Origin of the sequence: Sporosarcina sp. PTS2304, assembly GCF_003351785.1 — a bacterium.
Taxonomy (GTDB): Bacteria; Bacillota; Bacilli; order Bacillales_A; family Planococcaceae; genus Sporosarcina.
In genome coordinates, this window is the sequence record NZ_CP031230.1 from 2,603,492 (window position 1) to 2,627,616 (window position 24,125).

General features: G+C 41.8%; 19 protein-coding genes and 1 other annotated feature. Of the genes, 4 read left to right on the forward strand and 15 right to left on the reverse strand.

Translation table 11 applies throughout. The features are described from left to right. Window positions 1-131: 131 nt before the first annotated feature. The 11 genes from DV702_RS12535 to DV702_RS12585 form a co-directional block, all read right to left on the reverse strand. On the reverse strand, window positions 132-1,868 hold the full coding sequence (locus tag DV702_RS12535; RefSeq protein WP_114925051.1) for an oligopeptide ABC transporter substrate-binding protein: 1,737 nt from the start codon (window positions 1,866-1,868) through the stop codon (window positions 132-134). Between the two features lie 14 nt (window positions 1,869-1,882). Beyond that, window positions 1,883-2,782, reverse strand: coding sequence for an ABC transporter permease (locus DV702_RS12540; RefSeq protein ID WP_114925052.1), 900 nt, complete (start codon window positions 2,780-2,782; stop codon window positions 1,883-1,885). Window positions 2,783-2,794: 12 nt separating this feature from the next. Then, complete coding sequence (gene opp4B / locus DV702_RS12545) at window positions 2,795-3,763, reverse strand: oligopeptide ABC transporter permease (protein ID WP_114925053.1); 969 nt, start codon at window positions 3,761-3,763, stop codon at window positions 2,795-2,797. A gap of 12 nt (window positions 3,764-3,775) precedes the next feature. After that, the gene (locus DV702_RS12550; RefSeq protein WP_114925054.1) at window positions 3,776-4,687 is read right to left on the reverse strand and encodes an ATP-binding cassette domain-containing protein; all 912 of its coding nucleotides are present in this window, start codon (window positions 4,685-4,687) and stop codon (window positions 3,776-3,778) included. Further along, window positions 4,665-5,687: an ABC transporter ATP-binding protein gene (locus DV702_RS12555; protein WP_240315612.1), complete on the reverse strand. Its 1,023-nt coding sequence runs from the start codon at window positions 5,685-5,687 to the stop codon at window positions 4,665-4,667. Before DV702_RS12555 ends, DV702_RS12550 begins: the two co-directional genes overlap by 23 nt. A 175-nt stretch (window positions 5,688-5,862) precedes the next feature. Next, entirely contained in the window at window positions 5,863-6,654 is a 792-nt protein-coding gene (gene trpA, locus DV702_RS12560) for a tryptophan synthase subunit alpha (RefSeq protein WP_114925055.1), read from the reverse strand. Beyond that, the gene (gene trpB, locus DV702_RS12565) at window positions 6,654-7,844 is read right to left on the reverse strand and encodes a tryptophan synthase subunit beta (RefSeq protein ID WP_114925056.1); all 1,191 of its coding nucleotides are present in this window, start codon (window positions 7,842-7,844) and stop codon (window positions 6,654-6,656) included. The genes trpA and trpB overlap by 1 nt, the downstream gene beginning before the upstream one ends. After that, window positions 7,825-8,460 carry a phosphoribosylanthranilate isomerase gene (locus DV702_RS12570; protein ID WP_114925057.1) on the reverse strand — a complete coding sequence of 212 codons (636 nt, stop codon included), beginning with the start codon at window positions 8,458-8,460 and terminating at the stop codon, window positions 7,825-7,827. The genes trpB and DV702_RS12570 overlap by 20 nt, the downstream gene beginning before the upstream one ends. After that, a complete protein-coding gene (gene trpC / locus DV702_RS12575) occupies window positions 8,457-9,245 on the reverse strand; it encodes an indole-3-glycerol phosphate synthase TrpC (protein WP_114925058.1) in 789 nt (262 codons plus the stop codon). Before trpC ends, DV702_RS12570 begins: the two co-directional genes overlap by 4 nt. Then, window positions 9,242-10,273, reverse strand: coding sequence for an anthranilate phosphoribosyltransferase (gene trpD, locus DV702_RS12580; protein WP_371682710.1), 1,032 nt, complete (start codon window positions 10,271-10,273; stop codon window positions 9,242-9,244). The genes trpC and trpD overlap by 4 nt, the downstream gene beginning before the upstream one ends. A 37-nt stretch (window positions 10,274-10,310) precedes the next feature. Continuing rightward, window positions 10,311-11,693 carry an anthranilate synthase component I family protein gene (locus DV702_RS12585; protein ID WP_240315613.1) on the reverse strand — a complete coding sequence of 461 codons (1,383 nt, stop codon included), beginning with the start codon at window positions 11,691-11,693 and terminating at the stop codon, window positions 10,311-10,313. Between the two features lie 85 nt (window positions 11,694-11,778). Beyond that, window positions 11,779-11,996: a binding site (T-box leader), on the reverse strand. A 405-nt stretch (window positions 11,997-12,401) separates the two neighbouring features. On the opposite strand from DV702_RS12585, the gene rluF reads away from it, so the two are divergent. The 3 genes from rluF (at window position 12,402) to DV702_RS12600 (ending at window position 17,356) form a co-directional block, all read left to right on the forward strand. Beyond that, window positions 12,402-13,106 carry a 23S rRNA pseudouridine(2604) synthase RluF gene (rluF, locus tag DV702_RS12590; protein ID WP_114925061.1) on the forward strand — a complete coding sequence of 235 codons (705 nt, stop codon included), beginning with the start codon at window positions 12,402-12,404 and terminating at the stop codon, window positions 13,104-13,106. 241 nt (window positions 13,107-13,347) lie between these two features. Continuing rightward, entirely contained in the window at window positions 13,348-15,759 is a 2,412-nt protein-coding gene (locus DV702_RS12595; protein WP_114925062.1) for an EAL domain-containing protein, read from the forward strand. Between the two features lie 292 nt (window positions 15,760-16,051). Continuing rightward, window positions 16,052-17,356, forward strand: a complete 1,305-nt coding sequence (locus DV702_RS12600) for a uracil/xanthine transporter (RefSeq protein WP_240315614.1) — start codon at window positions 16,052-16,054, stop codon at window positions 17,354-17,356. Between the two features lie 295 nt (window positions 17,357-17,651). Here DV702_RS12600 and DV702_RS12605 read toward each other — a convergent pair whose 3' ends face one another. The 3 genes from DV702_RS12605 to DV702_RS12615 all read right to left on the reverse strand — a co-directional run bounded on the left by DV702_RS12605 (window position 17,652) and on the right by DV702_RS12615 (window position 20,653). Next, the gene (locus tag DV702_RS12605) at window positions 17,652-18,263 is read right to left on the reverse strand and encodes a class I SAM-dependent methyltransferase (RefSeq protein ID WP_114925063.1); all 612 of its coding nucleotides are present in this window, start codon (window positions 18,261-18,263) and stop codon (window positions 17,652-17,654) included. Window positions 18,264-18,320: 57 nt separating this feature from the next. Further along, complete coding sequence (locus DV702_RS12610; RefSeq protein ID WP_114925064.1) at window positions 18,321-19,895, reverse strand: sensor domain-containing diguanylate cyclase; 1,575 nt, start codon at window positions 19,893-19,895, stop codon at window positions 18,321-18,323. Between the two features lie 140 nt (window positions 19,896-20,035). Next, window positions 20,036-20,653, reverse strand: a complete 618-nt coding sequence (locus tag DV702_RS12615; protein WP_114925065.1) for an NAD(P)-dependent oxidoreductase — start codon at window positions 20,651-20,653, stop codon at window positions 20,036-20,038. Between the two features lie 194 nt (window positions 20,654-20,847). Between DV702_RS12615 and DV702_RS12620 the strand changes: the two genes are divergently transcribed. Further along, entirely contained in the window at window positions 20,848-22,578 is a 1,731-nt protein-coding gene (locus DV702_RS12620; RefSeq protein WP_114925066.1) for a methyl-accepting chemotaxis protein, read from the forward strand. Between the two features lie 80 nt (window positions 22,579-22,658). Here the strand turns inward: DV702_RS12620 and DV702_RS12625 are convergent, their stop codons facing one another. Continuing rightward, on the reverse strand, window positions 22,659-24,107 hold the full coding sequence (locus DV702_RS12625) for a phospholipase D family protein (protein WP_114925067.1): 1,449 nt from the start codon (window positions 24,105-24,107) through the stop codon (window positions 22,659-22,661). Between the last annotated feature and the right edge of the window lie 18 nt (window positions 24,108-24,125).

The following is a 24,125-nucleotide window of genomic DNA, read 5'->3' on the forward strand; positions in this document are numbered from 1 at the left end:
TATGAGCGGAAAATCAATTCTATGAGCGCTACAACACGCACTATGAGCGGAAAATCAATTCTATGAGCGCTACAACACGCACTATGAGCGGAAGATTCACTTCTATGAGCGCAAAACAACATTCAAAAAATTCATTTCGACACACCCCACTTCCAAACGTGGCGGTTTTCTGATTTTGAGTCTATAGAATAATTCACTACACGTTTATTCACACCGAGCAATTCATAGCGATACAGCGTCGGTACGATGGGTACGTCTTCCACCATCATCGCCTGCCATTTTTGATAAATATTGCGTCTAACTTTCGAATCAAAAGCCTCTTCGGACGTTCCAGCTTTTAAAAGTTGATCATTTAATTCACTCGTATACCGCGAGTAGTTAAATAATGCTTGGCGTCCATAAAGTCCCGATGGATCCGGGTCTGAACCTGTACCCCAAGCACCCTGAAAAATATCTACTTTCGGATGATCCGACTTCACCAACTCATAAAACGAATGAAAGTCATGCAAGCGTCCGTCTGTTAATTCCACTTGCAGCCCGACGTCCGCCCAATTTTGTATATAGTAGTTTGCAATAGGTTCCGCTACATCCCCACCGGCCATTGATGCAAAGTATAAAACAAAGGGTTTGCCTTCAGGGTCTTCCCGATAGCCATCGCCTGTGATATCAATATATCCCGCTTCATCCAATAATCTTTTTGCTGTTTCAGGATTATAAGGTCGCCCTGGATTCTTGGCATCATGGTAAAAATTAAATACCGGAACCATCAGTGTGGTCGCCGGAAAACGTAAACCGTGATACAAATACTTACCGACAGATTCATTATCCAATGCATGCCACATCGCTTGCCTAACCAATTTATTGGCTAACTTCGCCTGCGGATTCATTCGATTCTCTTTATGCGTTTCATCCCATACCCCTAATTTGAAACCAATATAACTGTAGGCCATGTCTATTTCTCCAAGAAGCGTAATATTTCCAAGTTTTTTCACCGAATCATATTGATCCACTGGCACTTTTGCTATATCCACATCGCCTTTTTTTAAAGACTCCACAACAATGGCTTCGTTCACTGTTTTGACTACGACTGATTGAAGTTTCGGACGACCCCTCCAATAATTTTCATTGCGCTTTAATAAAACAGATTCTCCCGGCACAATTTTAACGATAATATACGGGCCAAAGCCAATCGGCGTCACTCGGATTTTATCAGATGCTTCGAGCTCTCTCATCGTTACCTCACCTGTTATTATGTCCCCTACATGATGCCGCGGAACAGGAACGGACCAAAAACCGGTCAAAATGGAAGGAGTCGCTTCTTTATATGTTATTTGAATTGTTCGTTCATCAGACACCGTAATTCCTGAAATATCTTTCGCTTGCCCTGCATGATAAGCATCCATCCCTACAATGTTTTCAATCGTGAATGTGTAACGCTCTCCAGCATAATCGGGATGGCCGAGCAACTCATAGGCATATAACAAGTCACTCGCTTTCACCGGTTCGCCATCATGCCAAGAAACGCCCTCTTTAATTCGCAGTGTAATGGTTCTTAGGTCTTCAGATAATTCGTAGGTGGCTGCTCCTTCATTCGAAATTTCAAAATTACTGTCCACGGAAAGTAGTGACTCGTCAAACCAAGTCATAATTTCCGCATCAAATGCTCCACTGTAAAAAGGTCTGCTCAACGTCCCTTCGAATGGACCTGAACTGACCAATGCGACTGTCATTTCTCCATCGTCCAGCGGCGGGTGATGGTTTTCTACTTCTAAAGGAAACGTAGGAAGTTCCACTTTTGTCTGCGATTGTGCGTCTGTACAGCCTCCCAATAAAAGTCCGACTACTATGACAACGCCATGTATTTTCACATCATCTTCCTCCTTCACACCAATCGTTGCCTTGCATCCGCTGCTCGTCTTACTGCTTGACCGATATAATTTATACAAAGCATAATCACTAAAATCAGCAGAGCCGCGGGCAACCACACCCACCAGTTATTTTGTACAATATGAGGATTTTTAGCTAATGCAATCAAAGTTCCGAGTGAAGGGGTTCCTGAAGGCAGACCGAAACCTAGAAATGTCAAGCCTGTCTCCAGCCCAATATTTCCTGCCAGCGTCAACGTCATATTGACAATAATGAGCGAACTTATATTTGGTAGCAATTCGAATAACATCACTTTCCAATGAGGCGTCCCGAGTGTTTTGGATGCTTGAATATATTCTACCTCTCGCTCTGCCAGGCACCTTGATCGAACGAGGCGCGCTTTTCCGAACCAGGCAAAAGCGCTCATGATCAAGATGAAATTGAGAACACTATAATCTGGCACAATCACAATAAATACAATAATGATCATCAAGGAAGGCAAAATCATCAAAAAGTCCAGAACCCGACAAATGAGTTGATCGACCATTCCACCGTAATACCCTGCAAGCAGCCCGACTACAATGCCATATACACTGGCAAGCAATGTCACACAAATTCCAATGGTCAATGAATTTCGCGCTCCCAGCAGTAACTGGCCGAACACATCCCGTCCACCGTCGTCAGTCCCAAGCCAATGACCTGCCGAGGGTGGTTGGTAGATGCGAGATAATTCGATTCTAGTCATACTTTCTATGGAAATAAATAAAGGAGAGCTATAAGCGAGTCCGACGATCAAAGCGATGATGAAAGCCGAAGTAAGCGCCCATCGATCTTTACGGATTTCAAGATAAATGATCGATAGGAATGTGCGATTCACTGATTTCGCACCGACTATAGATTGCTGGAATTGCGTCATGCCGCTTCCTCCTCATCCTAAACGAATTCGCGGGTCTACTATTCTCAATAAAATGTCCGACAACATCGTTCCGACAATGACAGCAGCCCCTGAAATGAGAACGAGTGCGGTGACGACCGTGAAATCTCTAGCCATAATTGAATCGATAAATAACCGCCCGAGCCCTGGATAACTGAAAATCGTCTCTATAAATACAGAACCTGCAATTAAACCTGTAATTTCATATCCTAAAAAGGCTGCAATCGGCAACATCGAATGGCGCAATATATGCCGGCGATACAAAATATTTTCCGGCACTCCTTTCGCCCGGGCCGTTTTAACAAAGTCTTTTACTTTCGTCTCTATAATTTCATTGCGCAAATACTGTATCGTCGAGTATGTCAATAATAAGGAACCTGATAACACCGGTAACACTAGATGTTTTAATTTGTTCCATACAAATTCCATCGTGTCTTCTTCCATCCGAATATCGACACTTCCGCCGCTCGGAAACCATCCTAGAACGAAACCGAAAACATACAGCATCAACAGTGCAAAAACAAACACCGGGGTGGCAAATGAAATATAGTTATACGTTACGATGAGTTGATCGGCAAGGCTGCCTGTCCATCTGCCCGCTATCAAACCAAGAGGAATTGCAAGCACATACGTCACAAGTAATGTAGCGAGCGACAACCAAATTGTATTGGCGACCCGTCCAGCAAGTAATTGTGTAACGGGTTGTTTATGGACGAATGATTGACCGAAGTCTCCCTTTAGCGCATTTCCCATCCAGCGACCATATTGAACAATCCACGGATCATTTAAACCATACTGCTGACGAATCTTTTCCATTTGCTCAGCAGAAACATTCGGTTTTCCCATAAATGCACCTGTCACCGCATCGCCTGGCATTTGTTTCGCCAAAAAGAAAATGAGCACACTCAATAAAAGTAATTGTGGAATCATCAGGAAAATTCTTTTACTAATGAATGTGAGCATTTTCATCCCTCCTCATTTCATAGCCACAAAGTGAGTAGATGAAATTTTCCGCAACTCCTTCACACGTCCGGTCACATCCAAAAAATCACCTATTCGTAGTTCATATTCGCGCTGAATTGTTTGACGTTCCTGAACTTTTTGCATACGCTTTGCAGGATTCATTTCCGGCACTGCAGCTAGTAAACGTTTTGTATAAGGATGAAGCGGCCGCTCAAAGATATCCCCCACTGTTCCTTCTTCCACGAGGCGCCCTTGATACATGATGCCAATTCGATCACACATATGACGGACAATTCCTAAGTCATGCGAGATAAATAACATCGATTGCCCATATTCTCGCTGTATGTCCTTCATGAAGTTAAGGACTTGGGCTTGCACGGATACGTCAAGTGCCGATACGGGTTCATCCGCTATGAGTAGTTTCGGTTGCAACGCAAGGGCTCTAGCGATGCAAATACGCTGACGCTGTCCACCTGAAAATTGATGGGGGTATTGGTACAGCGAGTCAGGATTCAGTCCCACTCGTTCTACCAGTTCTCGTACTCGTTGTAACTCTTGCTCTTTTGAAAGTCGCGAAAAATTCCGTAACGGTTCCGCTATACTATTCCAAACGTTTTTTCTAGGATTCAATGAAGCATAGGGATCTTGGAATATCATCTGTATATCTTTCATTCGCATTCTTCGTTCTTTGCGTGGCAAGGTGGCTAAATTTTCGCCGTGAAAAAGAATGCTTCCTTCCGTCAATTGTTTCAATCCGACCAGCGCGCGTGCAGTCGTCGATTTCCCGCATCCTGATTCACCGACCAATCCGTACACTTCTCCTCTGTATAGATGAAAACTGACTCGGTCGACGATTGGAATGGGTATGCGTCCAGTATTCCGTGGCAAGGAAACCGTCACGTCATGCAGTTGTAAAAGAGGCATCATCCGCCACTCCTATTCTGTCGCCAGGTAAGTAGAAGCGTTGATAACAAGTACATCGGACGTAGTGATCTGGAGCTATTTCACGTAACTTCGGCTGGCCTTCGTGTTGATCAGTTGTAATCCATGGAATACGCGGCGCAAAACGGCACCCGCTGCGTGATAGACGTTCAATCGAAGGCACCATTCCTTCAATGACATGTAATGTTTGTTGTTGAATAGAAGGAAGAGAATGTAGAAGAGAGCGCGTATAAGGATGACGCGGCTGATGAAATAGTTCATGAACCGGTGCCAGCTCAACGATTTCTCCAGCGTACATGACCGCTACCCGATCCGCCATTTCTGCCACTACACCTAAATCATGCGTAATTAATAACACACCCGCCCGCGATTGTTGCTGCAAATCTTTAATCAGCCCCATAATTTGTGCTTGAATCGTTACATCAAGCGCCGTGGTCGGTTCATCTGCAATGAGCAAGAGTGGATCACAAGCAAGTGCTATAGCAATTAACACACGTTGCCTCATCCCACCCGACAACTCGTGCGGATACTGTTGAGAGACTTGTTTGCTATTAGGGATCCCTACTTGTTCGAGTAACTGCAGCACACGCCGTTTCTTGTCTTTTGTGGATAACGGCAAATGGATGTCCATCACTTCTTTAATTTGATACCCTACTGTCAATAATGGATGCAATGCAGTCATAGGATCCTGAAATATCATGGCGAGCTGTTTTCCACGGATTTGATTGAATGAAGCAGGGGGCAACTGCAGTAAATCATTTCCTTGGAACGCAATCTCTCCTTCTACGCGCGTACGCTCCGCTGAATGTAGTCCCATAATCGACAAAGCGAGCGCACTTTTTCCACAACCCGATTCACCGACAATCGCCACTACTTCATTTTTGTGGATAGATAACGAAACACCATCTACTGCCGCATGAAATTCACCATCTATCAAGAAAGATGTGTGTAAATTGTGGATAGTTAGCAAGTTATCCTCCACTTCATCCACTCCTTTGTAGATAGTGTGAATACATTGTGGGATTTTATGCATGAACTTTAAAAAGTTATCCACTTTTTTGGAGAGGCTATGAGCGCGAACAGTCTCACCCCCACATTCCAAAACAACAAAAAAGCCGAACAACTGAAATTCATCAGTCATTCGGTCTTATACACTATCATCGATGTGAAACTGTATTCTTCGAAGCGTCAATTAATTGTGTAATCGTCGCCAAGTCGTTTTCATGCAAAGCGGTGACAATCGCACTTCCGACAATGACGCCATCCGCCAATGCCCCTAGGTTTTTTACTTGTTCGGGTGTGGATATACCGAATCCTGCCAGTACGGGAACAGAACTTGCTTCTTTTAATCGCTGCAAATGTCCTTCTAACCCTTCTGTAAATGAAGAACGAACACCTGTGATGCCGTTGACAGTTACCGCGTAAATAAAACCTTCTGCAGCTTTGGCGATTGCTTCGATACGTTCAGATGGGCTTGTTAGTGAAACGAGTTGGATTAAAGCGACATCTGAATCTATCAACGCGTCTGTTAACATCCCGCTTTCTTCAAGGGGAAGGTCTGGAATGATCAAGCCGTACACTCCACTTTTTTCACAATCGGCTGCGAGAACGTTCAAGCCGTAACTCAATACCGGATTCAAGTACGTCATAATGACTAACGGAACAGTTACTTCGTCTCTAAACGTAGCGAGTTCATTCAATACTTTTCGGAAAGTAATTCCTTCAGCTAATGCCCGTTCTCCTGCTTGCTGGATGACTTCACCGTCTGCTACAGGGTCGGAAAACGGAATGCCGACTTCGATCGTTGTTGCGCCTGCTTCCTGAAGAAATAAAATATTCTTTTTCAGTGTAGCCAGACCACCGTCGCCTGCCATAATATATGGAACGAATGCTTTATCTCCAACTTCATTACATGACAGTATTGCTTGTTTTACTCGTTGTTTTGTCATTATGCTTGGCCTCCTAACGCATCGCGTATCGTTTGAACGTCTTTATCGCCGCGACCTGATAAACAGATGACGAGTACTTCGTCTTCTTTCATTTCTTTCGCTAACTGTACCGAATAGTAAACGGCATGTGCACTTTCTAATGCAGGAATAATTCCTTCTATACGGGACAATAATTGGACTCCTTCGAGCGCTTGTTGATCCGTTACGGAATCATACTGCACGCGCTTAATGTCATGTAAATAACAGTGTTCGGGACCGACTGCGGGGTAGTCTAAGCCTGCCGAAATAGAATGAGCTTCCTGTATGAATCCATCGTCATCTTGAAGAACGTACATGTAGGCTCCATGCAATACTCCTTCTTGCTTACCTGCAATCGCTGCAGCGTGCTTACCTGAAGAAATCCCACTTCCTGCCGCTTCTACACCGTACAATTTTACCTCTTCATCTTCAACAAATGGATGGAACATGCCAATTGCGTTACTTCCTCCACCGATACATGCGACCACCGCATCAGGTAGACGGCCTTCTTTCTCGATAATTTGTTTACGTGTTTCATCTCCAATTACACGTTGGAAATCACGAACAATTTGCGGGAATGGATGCGGACCTAGCGCGGATCCTAAAATATAATGCGTGTCGTCTACATTTGAAACCCAGTAACGTAATGCTTCGTTAACTGCATCTTTCAACGTACCTGCCCCTTTATCGACAGAGACTACTTTTGTACCTAGCAACTCCATGCGGAACACATTCAATTCTTGGCGACGCACATCTTCTTTCCCCATGAAAACAACACATTCAAGACCTAGTAATGCACAAGCCGTGGCCGTGGCTACACCATGTTGACCCGCGCCTGTTTCAGCGACGATTTTCTTTTTACCCATGCGAATCGCAAGTAATGCTTGACCGAGTGAGTTATTGATCTTATGCGCACCTGTATGATTCAAATCTTCACGCTTTAAGTAAATCTTTGCACCGCCTGCGTGTTTCGTCAGACGCTCTGCAAAAAACAATGGATTTTCTCTTCCGACGAAATCTTTTAAGTAATAATTTAATTCCTCTGTGAACGAAGGATCTTGTTGCGCTTCTTCGTACGCCGTTTCCAACTCCTGCAATGCCGTCATCAATGTCTCGGGAACAAATTGTCCACCAAATCTACCGTAGCGTCCTTTAGTTTCTGTCGTTGTCATCTGTACCACTCCTACCCTTCGCTAGTTGAATAAACGTCTGAATCCGTTCACTATCTTTTTGCTTATTAATTTCCACTCCGCTAGATACATCGACCATAAAGGGATGTACTTGCTCAATCGCCTGTTGAACATTTCCTGCATGCAGACCACCTGCTAGTATCATCTGTTGCCTTGTCACACCTGCATTTTCTAGTAAAGACCAGTCGAACGTTTTACCGCTACCGCCTTTGTATTCTACGCCCGGTGTATCGAATAAATAGTAATCGACATCGTACGTAGCTGCCCGTTTCACATCTTCTTCACTTGCGATGGACAGTGCTTTAATAGAAGGCAATCCTACCTCTCGAATGAACTCTGGGGATTCGTCTCCATGGTATTGAATATAATCTAACGGTACTTCTTTAAATGTTTTTTGTAATTGTTCTTTCGTCGCATCGACAAAGACACCAATTTTCCACACTGAATTCGGTATAGTAGACGCCAGTAACTGCGCTTGTTCAATCGTTACTTCCCGGCTACTTGGCGCAAAAACAAAGCCAATCGCATCTGCCCCTGCATCCACAGCGGCTTTTACATGTTCTGTACGTGACAATCCACAAATTTTTACTCTTGTCATGAACGTAGTCCTGGCTTCGCTACTTGCAGTGATTGGAGTGCATCTTTCACTGAATCACTGCGCATCAATGATTCGCCGACTAACACTGCACTGGCCCCTGCATTTGCTGCACGTTCCGCATCTGCAGCGTCCCAAATTCCACTTTCACTAATGAAGACACGCTCTTCGTCAAATGGGAAATGTTGCGCAATGAGTTCTGTCTGCGTTAAGTCTACTTCAAATGTATGCAAATCGCGGTTATTGACACCGATAATTTTTGCGTCAATAGCAAGGGCGCGTTGCAATTCTTCTACATTGTGGACTTCTACCAGTACGTCTAGACCTTGCCGGTTCGCATACGTATACAATCTACCTAGTGTTCTGTCATCTAAAGCTGCGACAATGAGTAAAATGACAGAGGCTCCCGCACTTTTTGCTTGGTCAATCTGAATTTCGTGAATCATGAAGTCTTTACATAGCAAAGCGATAGGAACAGCCTCGGCTACAGCAGCTAAATCTTCAAAGGATCCTTTAAAAAATTCTTGATCCGTTAAAACAGAAATACAAGCAGCGCCCGCTTCATAATATGCAGTCGCTTGTTTCACAGGGTTCGCCCCTTCTGCGATCAATCCTTTAGAAGGAGAAGCACGCTTCATTTCAGAAATTACTTGGAGCTGTTTAGCTTTGCGTAATGTCGTATACAGCGAAGGGCGTGTAAGTTCTCTGTCGGGAAATGTCGTTTTATTTGCCAATAAATTTTCTACTTCTATTTTCTTTTGTGCAATGATTTTATCTAAAATTGTCATGGAGTAACCGCCTTTTGCCGAATCATTTCGCTAAACGCGATAACAGATTCTAGTTTTTCTAACGCTTTTCCTGATAAGATGCTTTCTGTAGCACGTTTTACACCTTCTTGAATTGTAGCTACTTGACCATTGGCAAATAAACCAATTCCTGCATTCAACACGACCGTATCAAATTTCGGTCCTCGCTCTCCATTCAGGATGGCTCTTGTCGTTGCGGCATTCTCCACCGCGTCTCCGCCTTTAATTGCTGACAGCGGCGCATACTCTAAGCCCACATCATCTGCCGTTAAAGAAAATGGGATTAAATCGCCATGATCCAAGAGAACAAACTCATTTTGCCCTGCAAGTGATGCTTCGTCCATGCCACCTGCCCCACTTACTACAATCGCTCGTTCACGTCCGAGCATCCGAAGTACAGAAGCATACTCCATGATGAAGTCAGGACGATTAATACCAGTAAATTGTGTCGCAAGAGCCACCGGATTAGTTAACGGTCCGACTAAGTTAAAAATCGTCGGCTTGCCGATTTTATTTCGAATGGCTCCAATGCGCTTCATTTTCGGATGAATTGCTGGAGCGAATAAAAACGCGATCCCTTCCTGTTCAAGCAAATTTTTCATATCCGCCGTCTGATAGCCTGAATGAATACCGAGCGCGTCTAAAACGTCCTGACTTCCTGCTGCGCTCGAAATTTTTCGGTTCCCGTGCTTCGCTACTTGCACACCAGCTCCCGCTAAAACAAATGCAGCAGTCGTACTAATATTGAATGTATTTACTCCGTCTCCGCCCGTCCCGCAGTTGTCCAAGTAGCGTGCAGTCGTCGGTGTTAAATCCATTGCGTAAGACTTCATAACCGCTGCCAGAGCGGCAACTTCATGGGAGGTTTCTCCTTTTTTTGATAAAGCGGTTAGAAATTGTATGATTTGTTGTTCATTTGTTTCTTCATTAAATAGCAGTTCTGCTACGACTTTCATTTCCTCGTACATGAGGTGACCGTTCTTCTCGACTATAGAAATGTAATTTTCCATCCTCATCTCTCCTCTTCTCGTCTACTAACACGGCTGATCATTTCATCGGTTCTGTTGCTTCAAGTAATGACCGTGCTTTATTTGATGTTTCTTTATATTCCAATGAAGGGACAGAAGCTTCCACAATACCTGCTCCCGCCTGTACGTATGCTTTGCCGTCTTTTACTAACATCGTACGGATAGTAAGGGCAAAGTCGATATTACCGTTCAAGCCGATGTAGCCGATTGCGCCGCCGTAAATTCCACGATGTTGATCTTCTAGTTCATCAATAATTGTCATAGCCGCTGGTTTAGGCGAGCCTGTCACTGTCCCTGCCGGCAATGTCGCTTTTAAAGCGTCTAGCGCATGGAGTCCAGGTGCTAAATTCCCTTCTACTTCAGATACTAAATGCATGACGTGCTCATAGCGTACTGTGTCTAAGTAATTAGCTATTTCAATCGTTTCGGGACGGCAAATTTGTTGAAGTTCCTTTTTGCTCACTTCTACTAACATATCATGCTCCGATAATTCTTTTGGATCATTGCGTAATTCCTTTTCAAGCGCTTGATCTTCTGCTTCGTCCCGTCCTCTTCGGCGTGTGCCTGCGATCGGGTTTGTCAATACTTTTTCACCCGTCACACGAACCAAACTCTCCGGTGATGTACCGATTACGGTATGATCTTCAAACTCCATATAATACATATACGGTGACGGATTGCGTCGACGTAATGCACGGTAAAGCGCGAACGGATCACCTGTAATATCCGCTTCAAAACGGCGGGACAGCACAACTTGTTCAGCCTGACCTTCTCGGATCGCATCAATCACAATTTGTACACGACGTTCAAATTCCTCTTTTGAAATGGCACAACGATAATCTGATAGTGACACGTCATCTTCCTTATCTACCGAGCCATTCACAATCATTTCTTCAATTGCATCTAGATCCGGTGCCTCGTATACAGGATTGATCTCCGTATGCAGTAGCGTGACTTCATGCAGTTGATGGTCATAGATGACGATCGTGTCGTAAATATTAAAGTACACGTCTGGAATATGTAAGTCATCAGCTGTACGTTTTTCACCGTTACGCGCAGCTCCATATCCTACATAACCGACTGCCCCGCCTGTAAAGGGGAATCCTGCATCTTCTGTAATACGTGGCATCAACCGTTTAAGCAACGTATATAAATCACCTTCATGCGTATACGTTTTTCCTGTGGAGTAGACCAATTCTTCGACAACGCCATCCCGCCCGCGGTAGGCTTTTTGAGGATTCAGCCCAATGAATGAATACCGTCCAGATCCGCCTGCCTGAGAAGAACTTTCTAGTAAGAATTTGTGATTCCCTTTCAGCCTTCTAAAAATCAAGATCGGTGTTAGAGAATCTCCATCAATCTTTCTAGTCGTTACGCGTAAATTCTTCTTTTCTGCCATCATATTCATTCTCCTCTTTTCTCTCATCTTCTATGTTCTTTACTTCAAATATAAAAAGCCCTCTGCAGACAGACATATTTAGCCTGTTGCAGAGGACGATTAGTAACCGCGTTGCCACCTCAAATTGAAACGCCGAAGCACTTCCACTTTATGTGTTTTCACACTGCCTTTAACGCAGGCTAACGTCTGTTTTCATCGAAACAGCTGCCATAAGTCCATTCACGACTGCCGTGTATCAGTTCTCACCATTCACTGACTCTCTAAAAAGCACGCACGATCGCTACTCTTCTTATTCTGATCTTTTCACTATTCTCTTCTCAGCTGACTCTACTCGTCTATCGTGGACGATTTCGCTACCGAAATCTTCTGTCCGTCTCGTTATTACATTTATCTTAATATGCAGAATCTTTAATGTCAACATTTTATTATTATAAAAATCAAGCCTGTTGATTAATTCTATTATTCATTTAGTCGAAAGCAAGTTTGACTATGGGGAGTGGATAGAATGAGGCTGACTTAGTGTGTCATGCGGCTTGCGCTTCCGGACGATACGCTTTCTGCAGGGAGAATCCTATCACGTACACTTCCTCCACAACTACTCATTAAAACTATCTCATTTCCATAAACTAATTCCTTTCTTTGAACAATCAACAGGCTTGAGTAAAAATGTTATAATCGATTTATTATAACGAGTGCGGAAGGAGAAGTACTATGCGAATTAACAAATTTTTAAGCGGCGCTGGAATTGTATCTAGACGAGGAGCCGATCAGTGGATTGCTGATGGCCGGGTCAAAATTAACGGACAATTGGCAGAGCTCGGCAGCAAAGTCGAAACTGGTGATCAAGTGGAAGTTGACGGAAAGCTTGTTCAACAAGAGGATGAACTAGTCTATATTATGCTGAATAAACCCGTCGGCATTACAAGTACTACGGAACGCCACATTAAAGGCAACGTAGTCGATTTCATCAATCACCCTTTACGTATTTTTCATATAGGAAGATTGGACAAAGACTCAGATGGCTTGCTTTTATTAACGAACGATGGAGATATCGTCAATGAAATTTTACGAGAAGAAAACGGTCATGAAAAGGAATATATTGTTACCGTAGACAGTCCGATCACCGAATCCTTTATCAAACAAATGGCAAGTGGTGTGAAGATTCTAGATACAGTGACGAAACCGTGCACCGTAAAAAAAATCAGTCCACGAACATTTTCCATTATTTTAAAACAAGGCTTAAATCGGCAAATCCGTCGAATGTGTGCAGCTTTAGGCTATCACATCAACAGGCTCCAACGCGTTCGTATTTTAACTCTTGAGCTGGGAGATTTACCTATTGGCGAATGGAGAGATTTGACTGACGCAGAACGTAAGCAGCTATTCCGACAGTTACAGTATGAACCGAAAAGATAACAGTAGCGGAAGCAAACATGCTTCCGCCTTTTTATATGCCTTCTTTTATATAACACTTGTATTTTTTCAATAAGACTAGTACAAAACTCTCTATTTATATGATATAATTAGCCAAAACTACTATCCTTTGTTATTTTTCTACTATACTAAAATATCATACTCATTTCTTATTTACTGTTTACACAATCATATACACCTTATACATGCTCTATAGATGTCTTAAGAGAGGAAGTAACTTTAAATGCCATTAAAAACATCCGTATTCAATCCATCGCTATCCGCACTATTCCAAGAAACCTTTTGTGTATCTTTGATCGATTTGAGCGGTCGCATGACGTATGTTAATCAGAACTTTTGTGAACTGACTGGCTATGCCGAAGAAGAGCTGCTCGGGAACACGTGGGAAATGTTAACTACACGGCGCCGTACTAAAGATTTGCTTCAAATATTAGAAGTACATTTCTCTTACAATAAAGTGTATCAGGAGTCTATACGCATCTATTCTAAAGAGAAGCAAAAGTATTGGGTGGATTCTACAATTGTTCCTATTTACGATTCGAACGAACAACTCACGCACTACTTATCATTAGATATTGATATTTCAGGATCCAAACGTGTTTCACATGAGTATGCAAAAACAAGAAATGATCTACATAATTTCAAGTATGCGTTGGATGAAGCTGCCGTAGTTGCGATTTGTAATGCACAAGGAGTTATCACGTATGTCAACGACCACTTTTGCAAACTATCCAAGTATTCGCGGGCAGAGCTAGTAGGAAAAACCCATCGTGTAGTTAACTCGGGCACTCATCCAAAAAGTTTTTTTAAAGAAATGTGGGAAACGATTCAGTCTGGAAAGGTTTGGCGTGGAAATATTCGTAACTTGTCTAAAACAGGTGAGTATTATTGGGTTAACACTACCATCGTTCCATTCATTGGATTGGACGGAAAACCCTTCCAATATATTTCCATTAGACAAGACATTACCTCCCATGAAGCGGCTAAAGAATCATTAGAAAAAGCATTGAAAAATGATTTTAAAACGACAGTAAAAAATCTGCAAAATGCGATCTTTAAATACTCTCTTGACGAAAACAATCAAATCAATGTTACTATGCTTGAAGGAAAAATAACAGAAAAGCTCGGCATGACAATAGAAACCATTAAACAAATGGCGCTTAGTAGAAATTCTAATCTTACCAGTTTCAAGCGGCAGCTAGTGGAAGGACTGCTAGGACGCAGCTCACAGTTCGAAGTGGAGTATATGTCGTATACATTTTTAGTCTATCTTTCACCAATTTTCGAAGAAGGACGTGTCGTGGAAGTTGTCGGAACAGCCATTGATATTTCAGATCGTAAAAAGGCAGAACAACTTGTAGAACATATGGCTTTTCATGATCATCTTACAGGACTTCCGAATAGGCGGTTACTTAAGCAAACCATTGAATACACAATTGACAGAAGAGTTAAAACTAAAGAACCTTTTGCATTACTTTATATTGACCTAGATCGTTTCAAAAACATTAACGATTCGATGGGACATTATATTGGAGATCAATTATTAAAGTCTGTCGGAGAGCGATTGAAGTTACTCGTTAGACAAAGTGATTTAGTCGCACGACTGAGCGGGGATGAATTTATCATATTCTGTACGTCTACTGATAAAAAAGGTGTGCAGCTCGTCGCACAGCGAATTGTAGAAGAAGTATCTAAGTCATTTTTAATCAATAACTTAGAAATCTTCATTGCGCCTAGCATTGGCATTAGTATGTTTCCTGAAGATGGATCGACGTATGACTCTCTCATACGCAATGCAGACTCTGCTATGTATTTGGCTAAGCAATCCGGGAAAAGTACGTATCAATTTTTCACTGAAGAACTGTACAATGAATTAATGGAACGTACTTTGATAGAGATGGAACTTCGACAAGTACTGAAGAGGAATGAATTGGTTCTTCATTATCAGCCCCAATTAGATTTTAAAACAGGAAAGATGAATGGTGTAGAAGCTCTTTTGCGCTGGAATCACTCATCCCGTGGCATGATTTCTCCTGGAAAATTTATTCCGATAGCAGAGGAGACGGGGCTGATTCTTCCAATTGGATTATGGGTATTGGAGACGGCCTGCAAACAAGCGAAAGAATGGCAAGATCTTGGGTATCCACCGATCCAAATGAGTGTCAATGTGTCATTGCGCCAATTTAATAGTCAGACTTTCATTTCAGATATTAAAGAAACGCTACGGAAAACGGGGTTACAGCCTCACTACTTAAACATAGAAATTACAGAAAGCATGACCTCTGATGTAGATTATTGCCAACGTATTTTACAAGAGATACGGGAATTGGGAATTAGCACAAGTATTGATGATTTCGGTACAGGATACTCTTCTTTAAGTCATCTGAGTAAGTTTCCTATTACTCATTTGAAGATTGATCAGTCGTTCATAAGAGAGTTATGCACGAGTTCGGTCATCGTAAAAGCGATCATCGACTTAGGTAAGAATTTACATTTACGAGTGATCGCTGAAGGAGTAGAAACTGAAGAACAGGCAGAGTTACTGAGAACTCTTGAATGTGATGAAGCGCAGGGATTCCTCTATGCACGGCCGTTGCCAAGTCATGAAATCATACAACGTTTAAAACATATTTAGTAATACCAAACCTGTTGATTAACTATATTATGTATAATTCTCTCATTCGTTTATTTAACAACGATTTTGACTATGGCAATTCGATGGAGTGACGCTAGCTTGTAGTAATACAATTAAAAAGGCTAAGGAAATTACCATTTCCTAGCCTTTTTCTTGTGCACATTATTAATAAATCGTCATTCATACAAAAGAAACATTACAAATCATGATTCTATTATGCTATAGTCTTCACTATATTCTAACTCTTTACTTATAAAGAAGTATTATAGGGTTATTACAAGGAGAGATGTGGATGGCAACAAATCAAATGCGTTATTCTGTAACCGCTTTAGCAGGATTTCAGTGGCTCTTCTTTATGTTTGCAAATACGGTAGTTATTCCAATATCAGTCGGGACAGCTTTTGAATTAGAGCAAATAGAAATTGTCTCTGCTGTCCAGCGCTCCTTTATCTACACTGGAATCGCCTGTTTACTGCAAGGTACAGTTGGACACCGCCTCGCTTTAATGGAAGGACAGTCGGGCTTATGGTGGGGAGTTGTACTTAGTTTAGCAGGTACAGCAAGTGCAATGGGCTTAAGTTTAACGGCAGTTGGTGGGAGCATTGCGGTCGGTGCTATGATTTCAGGGGTAATTGTAGCTGTTTTAGGTATGCTTGGGATGGGTGAAGTGTTAAAGAAATGGTTTACCCCTGCTGTTATGTTCGTCTTCCTTTTATTATTGGCAAATCAATTAATTACGATTTTCTTAAAAGGAATGATTGGGCTGAATGACGGAGAATACATAAATTTATCTACTACATTGTTTTCATTCGCTTTGGCAGCCTTGACTATACTAGTGCACGTGAAAGGAAAAGGTATTTTAAGTAGCCTGAATTTGCTTGTCGGGATGACAATAGGCTGGATCAGTGCCGTCTTGCTATTCCCACAAGAAACGACAGAGACTATTAAGACCACGCCCTTTATCCAGTGGTTTCCTTGGGGAGAACCAACATTAGAAATTGGAATTGTGGTGACGGTTGTAATTACAGGATTACTTAATACGACAAATACTATCGCTACTTTAAAAGGTGCGGAAGATATTTTTGAAAAAGAAACGACGAAAAAGCAATATAAAACATCGTTTCTTATTACAGGCGGATTAAATATAGGAGCGGGCGCAATTGGCGTCGTCCCTTATGCCCCTTACGCTTCTTCGATTGGATTTTTACAGTCTAGCGGCATTAAAGAACGGACTCCTTTTTTTATCGGTTCTGTTCTATTCATTATCCTTGGACTTGTGCCTCCTTTAAGCGCGTTCTTCTCTACCATTCCCCAAAGCGTAGGGAACACTGTTCTATTTGTTGCATATTTACAACTATTCCGATCAGCATTGCGGAACGTGGAAGGATTGACTTTCGAACCGAAGACTATATACCGCGTGGCATTGCCTGCTCTACTCGGTCTCTCTATTATGACGCTGCCTGCTGAAGTTTTTGCTTCATTGCCTGAACTATTGCAGCCCCTACTTTCTAGCGGATTATTAGTTGGGATTCTTGCGGCATTGCTTATGGAATTAATCTTTTGGATCGGTCAGCGTTTCAGCAAGCGCACGGCTTGATAGCTCTTTGTAGGTGGTGAAAACTACGTGGTCTTGTCTGTTACTCTGTGTTCGTTCATGAAAGTAGAAGATTGAATGGAGTGAATGGAGTGTCTTGCGGCTTGCGCTTCTAGACAATACGCTTATCCTGAGGGGGTGTGGTGAACCTCGCATCCTCAGGTTCTGTAAGGAGAATCCTGAACAATCCACCACCTCTACAATTACTTGTCAAAAGCACCTTGTTTCAAAATGCAATCTCTTTTTTAAATAATCAACGGGCTTGAAATCATTCAACAAACAGCTTTGCTTCTACGTCTCAAGGCTGTTTGTACGCATAGACTAGAAATAATTCGTTGTTGTCATGTATTTGCAAATGGGTAATTGGAATTTCCGCTATCTTTTCAAATAATGGATGACTTTGCAGAAATAACTTGTATGCAGTTGTTGGATAATACAAAATAACTTCTGCATCACGTGGTGAAGATTCTAGAGATGACACTATGTTACGGATGACAGAGCGGAATACCTCTACTGAAAACGGATTGAAAAAGTAAAAAGTAGCGGCATCTGAAGGGATCACAAAACGTTCGGCTAACATACATTCAAATGAAATCATTCCTTTTTTCTTCGGAAATGCTTGACGATAGTCCAGTAAATTATTCATCGCGTCTTGAAAAAGCACACTACTCATTTCAATCCCGATTGTATCTACTGAAAAAAGAGAGTGGACATAAAACGGCACTCTTCCTTTCCCGCAGCCAAAGTCGATGAAGCTACCACTTTTTAGAACAGCATGCTGGTCAAATAAATAATCCATCCCATCATATGGTGTCGCTTCATAGCGATTATAATGCGCCAATTGGTGAACCCATTCTCGTACACCTGCTGTTTTAATATGTAAATTTTTATCCATCGCTCGCTCGTCCATTTACTCTCTCCTCTTTTACGAATCATGTTTTGCAAATCGAGAAAACCTCGACATGTTTTACTCATGCCGAGGTTCATCAGAAACAACGATAGTTTTATTACGTCCCGTGCGTTTTGCCTCATACAAACATTGATCCGCAAGCTCAATTAGGCGAGCAGGATGTTCCGCATGTAACGGGTAGGCAGCTACACCTGAAGAAATCGTTACGACTTCTCCACAAGGACTGATTGTACTTTCCAATTTCTCACGCAAACGCTCTGCCACTAGATAAGCTGTCACTTTGTCAGCCTTCGGAAGTAAAATTATAAACTCTTCTCCACCGTAACGACAACAGATGTCTCCTTTTCTAGCAGCCTTCTGCATTGCTTCCGCAAGATAAATTAATACTTCATCGCCTACCGCATGACCGTATCGATCGTTCACTCGCTTGAATTTATCAATATCAAATATGATTAAAGCAAAAGGTGTATCATGTTCTATCCATTCTTTGATGAATCCGTCCATTGTCCGCCGGTTAGTTAATTTCGTTAACGGATCTGTCGTAGACTCGTGAATAAAGTAGTTCATTTCGTTTTTGAAATAATCAATACTATGAAGCATCGCACCCTTTAATTGTCTCGCTTCATAATACCAGTCAGAAATAGCTTCCATTTTTTCTTTCTGATCTGCTTGTGCGCTGGACTCTGTATAGTACGCTAATTTTTGTAGCGGCAATGCAATCTTTCTCGAAACATACCAGACGATGACAAACGCCAAAAAGAGGAGAGGCAAAGATCTCCATATCATTTCAAACACCATATCACTAGCTGGCGAAACCGCTAAACTTTCTTCTCTTTGCGATATGACTCCCCAATTTGCAATCGGAACATAGGAATAGCCCGCAAGCATTCGTACACCTTTCGTATTGACGAGTGGTTGTGAACCACTGATTCCAGTGATCACTTTTTGCACTACTTCGTTGCTGGAAACGTCGTCTTTCAGTCGATTTTCTAATTGATGATAAATGAGGGAACCTTCTTTATCTACAACGTAGACATACGATCCATTCTCATAGAAGTGGTCTCCTAATATTTTCTCCAGTATGTTCGGTTTATTCAGATAGATCGCACCACCAAGAAATCCTCGGTACGTACCATCGTCAGTTAACAGCGGCACGCTAATATACACGATCAATTCACCCGTAATCCCCACATACGGCTGTGAAATTAATGGTCTTTTTTCTTTGAGCGCTTGTCGGGCTCCAATAGATGTCAACTTCTCTCCAATTAATTTTAAACTTGGAGGCGAAACAGCTTGCACTACACCTTCAGCTGATACGATGGAAACCGAGTTAAATGTACTCGTTTGCATTCTGACTCGTTCTACTATTCTAAGCAGTTCAGATTGTGCGTCTTCCTTATCTAATAAGGGCACTACATCTATCGCGTTTGTTTCTAATGTTTGAAGCGTTTCAGTTAAATAGGTATTGGTCGTGGAGGCTAATTTCTCAGCATACGCTTTATTCGTATCTAAAGTTGACTCGATTAATGTATTTTTATTAACACGATAGCCTACAGTCGCACTCGTTAAAAAAGTTAACAGGATCGCTAGGATCGCTACTAACTGAATTAATTTTTTTAAAGACCATCTCATCACATTTCCAAGTCCCTTCTCCGATTCCCTATGATTCAATTAACCTATTATACCATAGCAAATAGGAAATGTTATGAATCTTTTAACTCATTTAAGTACTAACGGTTCAGTTAATTAGAGAAGGATATACTCAATTGGATTTAATAGGAAATACCGATTCGATATCCGATATGCTTTTTCGCTGTCAATTCTTCGTATGCATATGCTGCCGTGTCTTTTGTAGAAATCTGTTTCCCTTCAAACGGCAAATAATCTCGTTCTACGCGATAGTTTCCCACGGCTTCTCCTTCGGGTAAATATGTAGGACAAATAATCGTCCAATCCAGTGAAGAAGTACGCAAAAGTTCAAATACTTTATGGTGTTCTTCTGCGGCAAACGTTAGTTTACGATTAGACTCATTTGATTGATAGCGCAAGAGTGAAGGTTCACTGCGACTTTGTAAAATACCCGCCGTTCCGATCGTCACTATTCTTTTGATTCCGCACTCTTCCATAGTATCTATAATTACCGGCAAGGCATCAGTAAGTGTCGTCGTCTTATCCGTCCCAAGAGCGCTTACTACAGCGTCTGCTCCTACTATTACACGTTTGACATCTTCAACCTTCCTTACATCACCTTGTATAATCACTAGATTTTTATGTGGCTCACACTTTTCAGGCGAGCGTACTAACGCTCTCACTTCGTGTCCGTCTTCCAACGCCTTTTTTAATATCTCACTACCTGTTCTTCCAGTTGCTCCAAACAATATAATTTTCATCTGGACACCCCTCCTATCCATACACTGTACAATAGCCTTTCTATAACTTGCACATTGTTTGCTTATGTTAAACGAATAGCAACCTACTATATATTAATTATTATTTGCAAAATGTGAATTTTTTGTATATTTAGTAAGCATTATAGATTATAATAAAATAATAGTATAAAAGTTGCGCTGGAGGTTGAAATAATATGAAATCTGTACGAACAAAATTAGTAGTCCTCGCACTAATAGTTATTTTAGTACCTACTATTGCTGTCGGTGTTGTCAATTATACATTGGCTAAAAACGAGCTTGATCAAGTGGGGCGACTAGGTCTTGAGAATGGCACACACGTCTTATTGTCTGTCATTCAAGAATTGGATCACCAAGTACACGAAGGGAATATTACACTTGAAGAAGCACAGGAGCGCGCACGTGTTCAAATTTTGGGGGCAAAGACCGGAGAAAGCACGCGATCTATTGATAATCCGGCAAAGTTTGGTGAAAACTTTTATTTTTATGCTTTTGATAAAAATGGTCTACTGGAAGTGCATCCCTCTATCGAAGGAGATAGTGCATATGATTTTCAAACAGAGGACGGACGCTACTTTGTCAGAGAATTAATAGCTGCCGCTAAATCTGGAGGCGGCTTTGTAAGCTATGACTGGCCCACGCCGAATAATCCTGATCAGAAAGCACCTAAAATAACTTATGCCGAAATGGATGAGCAATGGGGTTGGATTATCGCCGCAGGTACGTATGAAATGGACTTTAATGCAGGAGCAGACAAAGTGTTGTACTACACGATCGGCATGACTATTTTAGCGACACTTATTGGAGTGATTTTGTATTGGTTCTTCTCCAGCCGTATGATGAATTATATTAAACGGATCATGAGCACGACATCAGACATTTCAAAAGGAATATTATCTAGTCCTGAGATTCCAATCATTTCGCAAGATGAATTAGGTGTGTTAGCGTCAAATGTTAATAATATGAAAACCAGTTTGCAAGAAATGGTCGGCAATACCCGCGACTCTTCTACACAGATGAGAGTCTCGTCAGAAATGCTTAGTGCGATTACAGAGCAAACGACTGCATCAGCTGATGAAATTCATCATGCGATTACGGAAGTATCTAATGGAGCAGTGAGGCAGGCAGAAGAAGCAGAAGTTGCTATCGGTAAAGTGGATCACCTTTCCATGCTAATTTCGGGTACAACTTCCCAATACGACACGATTATTAACGAGATGAAAGAAGTTACTCAACTGCAAGAACACGGCAGTGTGAAAGTCGATGAACTCGCAGGAAATTCTAGTAAGTTTACTGTCGTGATTGGAGAATTACGAACTAATTTCTCTGACTTAACGAATCAAATGCAAGAAATACAGCAAGTTATTCAAACAATTACTTCTATTTCTGAGCAAACAAACCTACTCGCACTTAATGCCAGTATCGAGGCGGCACGGGCAGGTGAACACGGAAAAGGGTTTGCGGTCGTCGCTGCAGAAGTCCGCAAATTATCCGAAGATACCCACCAAGCGACAGGTCGAGTGCGTGATTTATTGGGTCGTATTGAAGCCGGTACTGCCACTTCCGATACGAAGATGGATCATACACTGGAATTGTCAAAAACACAGTTTGGTGCGATTGAAGAAGTACAAAGTGCCTTCAATAGGCTATCCCATTCTATACATGAAATCACTAATCATTTGTCTTCACTCGATCAGGACATGCATGAGATGGACGAAAACCGATTAGGCGTCGTTCATGCGATCAATGAAATTGCCAGCGTGGCTACTGAATCCGCTGCCGCTACTGAGCAAGTAAACGCGTCGATTGATGAACAAAAAGAAGCCGTCACATCGATTATGCATTCTTCAGTCGAACTGCATAACGAAGCAGAAAAAATGCATGAATTAGTCGCCCGCTTCACATAATAAGAAGCGATACTACATTAGAAAGAACCATCACAGAAAATCCGCTTTTACGGATTTTCTGTGATGGTTTTATTTTTTATTTAATACGTAGTCAATTTAATCCACCGTTGCAAAGCATAAATACCACGCTGGAAAAAGGTAAGATTGTTTTGATACTCCTCTACATCTAACGTATAAAGGGCATCTTCGTTATTCCATATCCTATCGAAATAAGTATTAATCTCCTGTACTAGTTCACTGTCAGTCGGGGCAATTATCCGTAAATTAGCTTCTAGATTATAATCCCGTAATGTCCGTTCCGTAAGATTGGATGAACCATTTGTAATGTAAGTCTGATCAGCTGTTTGAACCGTCACTAACTTTGTGTGAAATTGTCCGATCACGGTATTATACCAGCGTACATCTATTTTATTATCCGTATTTTCTCTGATTTCCTGAACAACAGGACGATTAGGTAAGCCGGATTTTTTACTGCCAAATGAATTTTCATTTGGATCAAGCACCATTTCTATTGCAACGCCGCGATTGGCTGCATCTTCTAATGGTTGAATGACTTCTTGTTCAGATAAGTAGAACATTCCCATCCGAATGCGGTCGCCTTTTTCGGTTCTTTCAATATCTGCTACTAATGTATCCAGCACCTTACTTTCAGTGACGTATTGGACTTTGTATGGCCCAGTACCGTCTTTTGCTAGTTCTGCACGAGGTAGCTTTCCTCCTGAAGAGTATTGCAAGACCGCTTCTTCAGATTCCAATATATCATTTTGTACTTGTCCTTTTACTTTGAATGCTACATTCCCATGACGACTACTTGCAGCATGTGGATTGGAAGAGGTCACTAAAGCAGCCTGATCTGTTACAATTGTTTTCCGGTGATTCGCTTTAACATTTAAAAGCTCTAAATAAGATGTGAACTTTACGTCAGGCGCATCGTTTGCTAAGAAGTTTGAGAAATGGTTTTTACCATCAAATGTAAACCATTGCAATAACATGCGGTAAATTCCGGAATAGATAGGCATCGAATCGCGTAAAGGTTCTAAATCTGTATATACTACTTGAACGCCTGCATTTTCAAGATTTTTAAACCATTCGGATTCATAGGATTCATACCCTGTATTGACAGGATCTGTTATGTACACAATCGGCATGTCGGGATGCTCTTTCTTTTTTTTCACCAAGACAGCCGTCAATTGATCGGCAAGTTGAATAAAGTCTTCTTTTTCATCATAATAATCGTCCATTAAGAAGAAATCCAATACTACAAACTGCTTGGCATCCTCAATCATCTGAAATACTTCATCAAAAATCCGCAGTTCCGATGTATAGTTTTCGTCGGACTTCGTTTGGGAATATGTCAAATCATACAGAAATTCAATATTATCCACTTGATGTAAATCACCTGCATAAGAGATTCCCGGTGGTAACGGTTTATACGTTTGCCAAAGCATAATTCCTGCATAAAGTAATGCAAATAGAAGCAACACATACGAAGCAATTCTTTTCTTCGTCCATTTACGTTTCTTCGTCATGTCGCTTGTCCCCCTCCC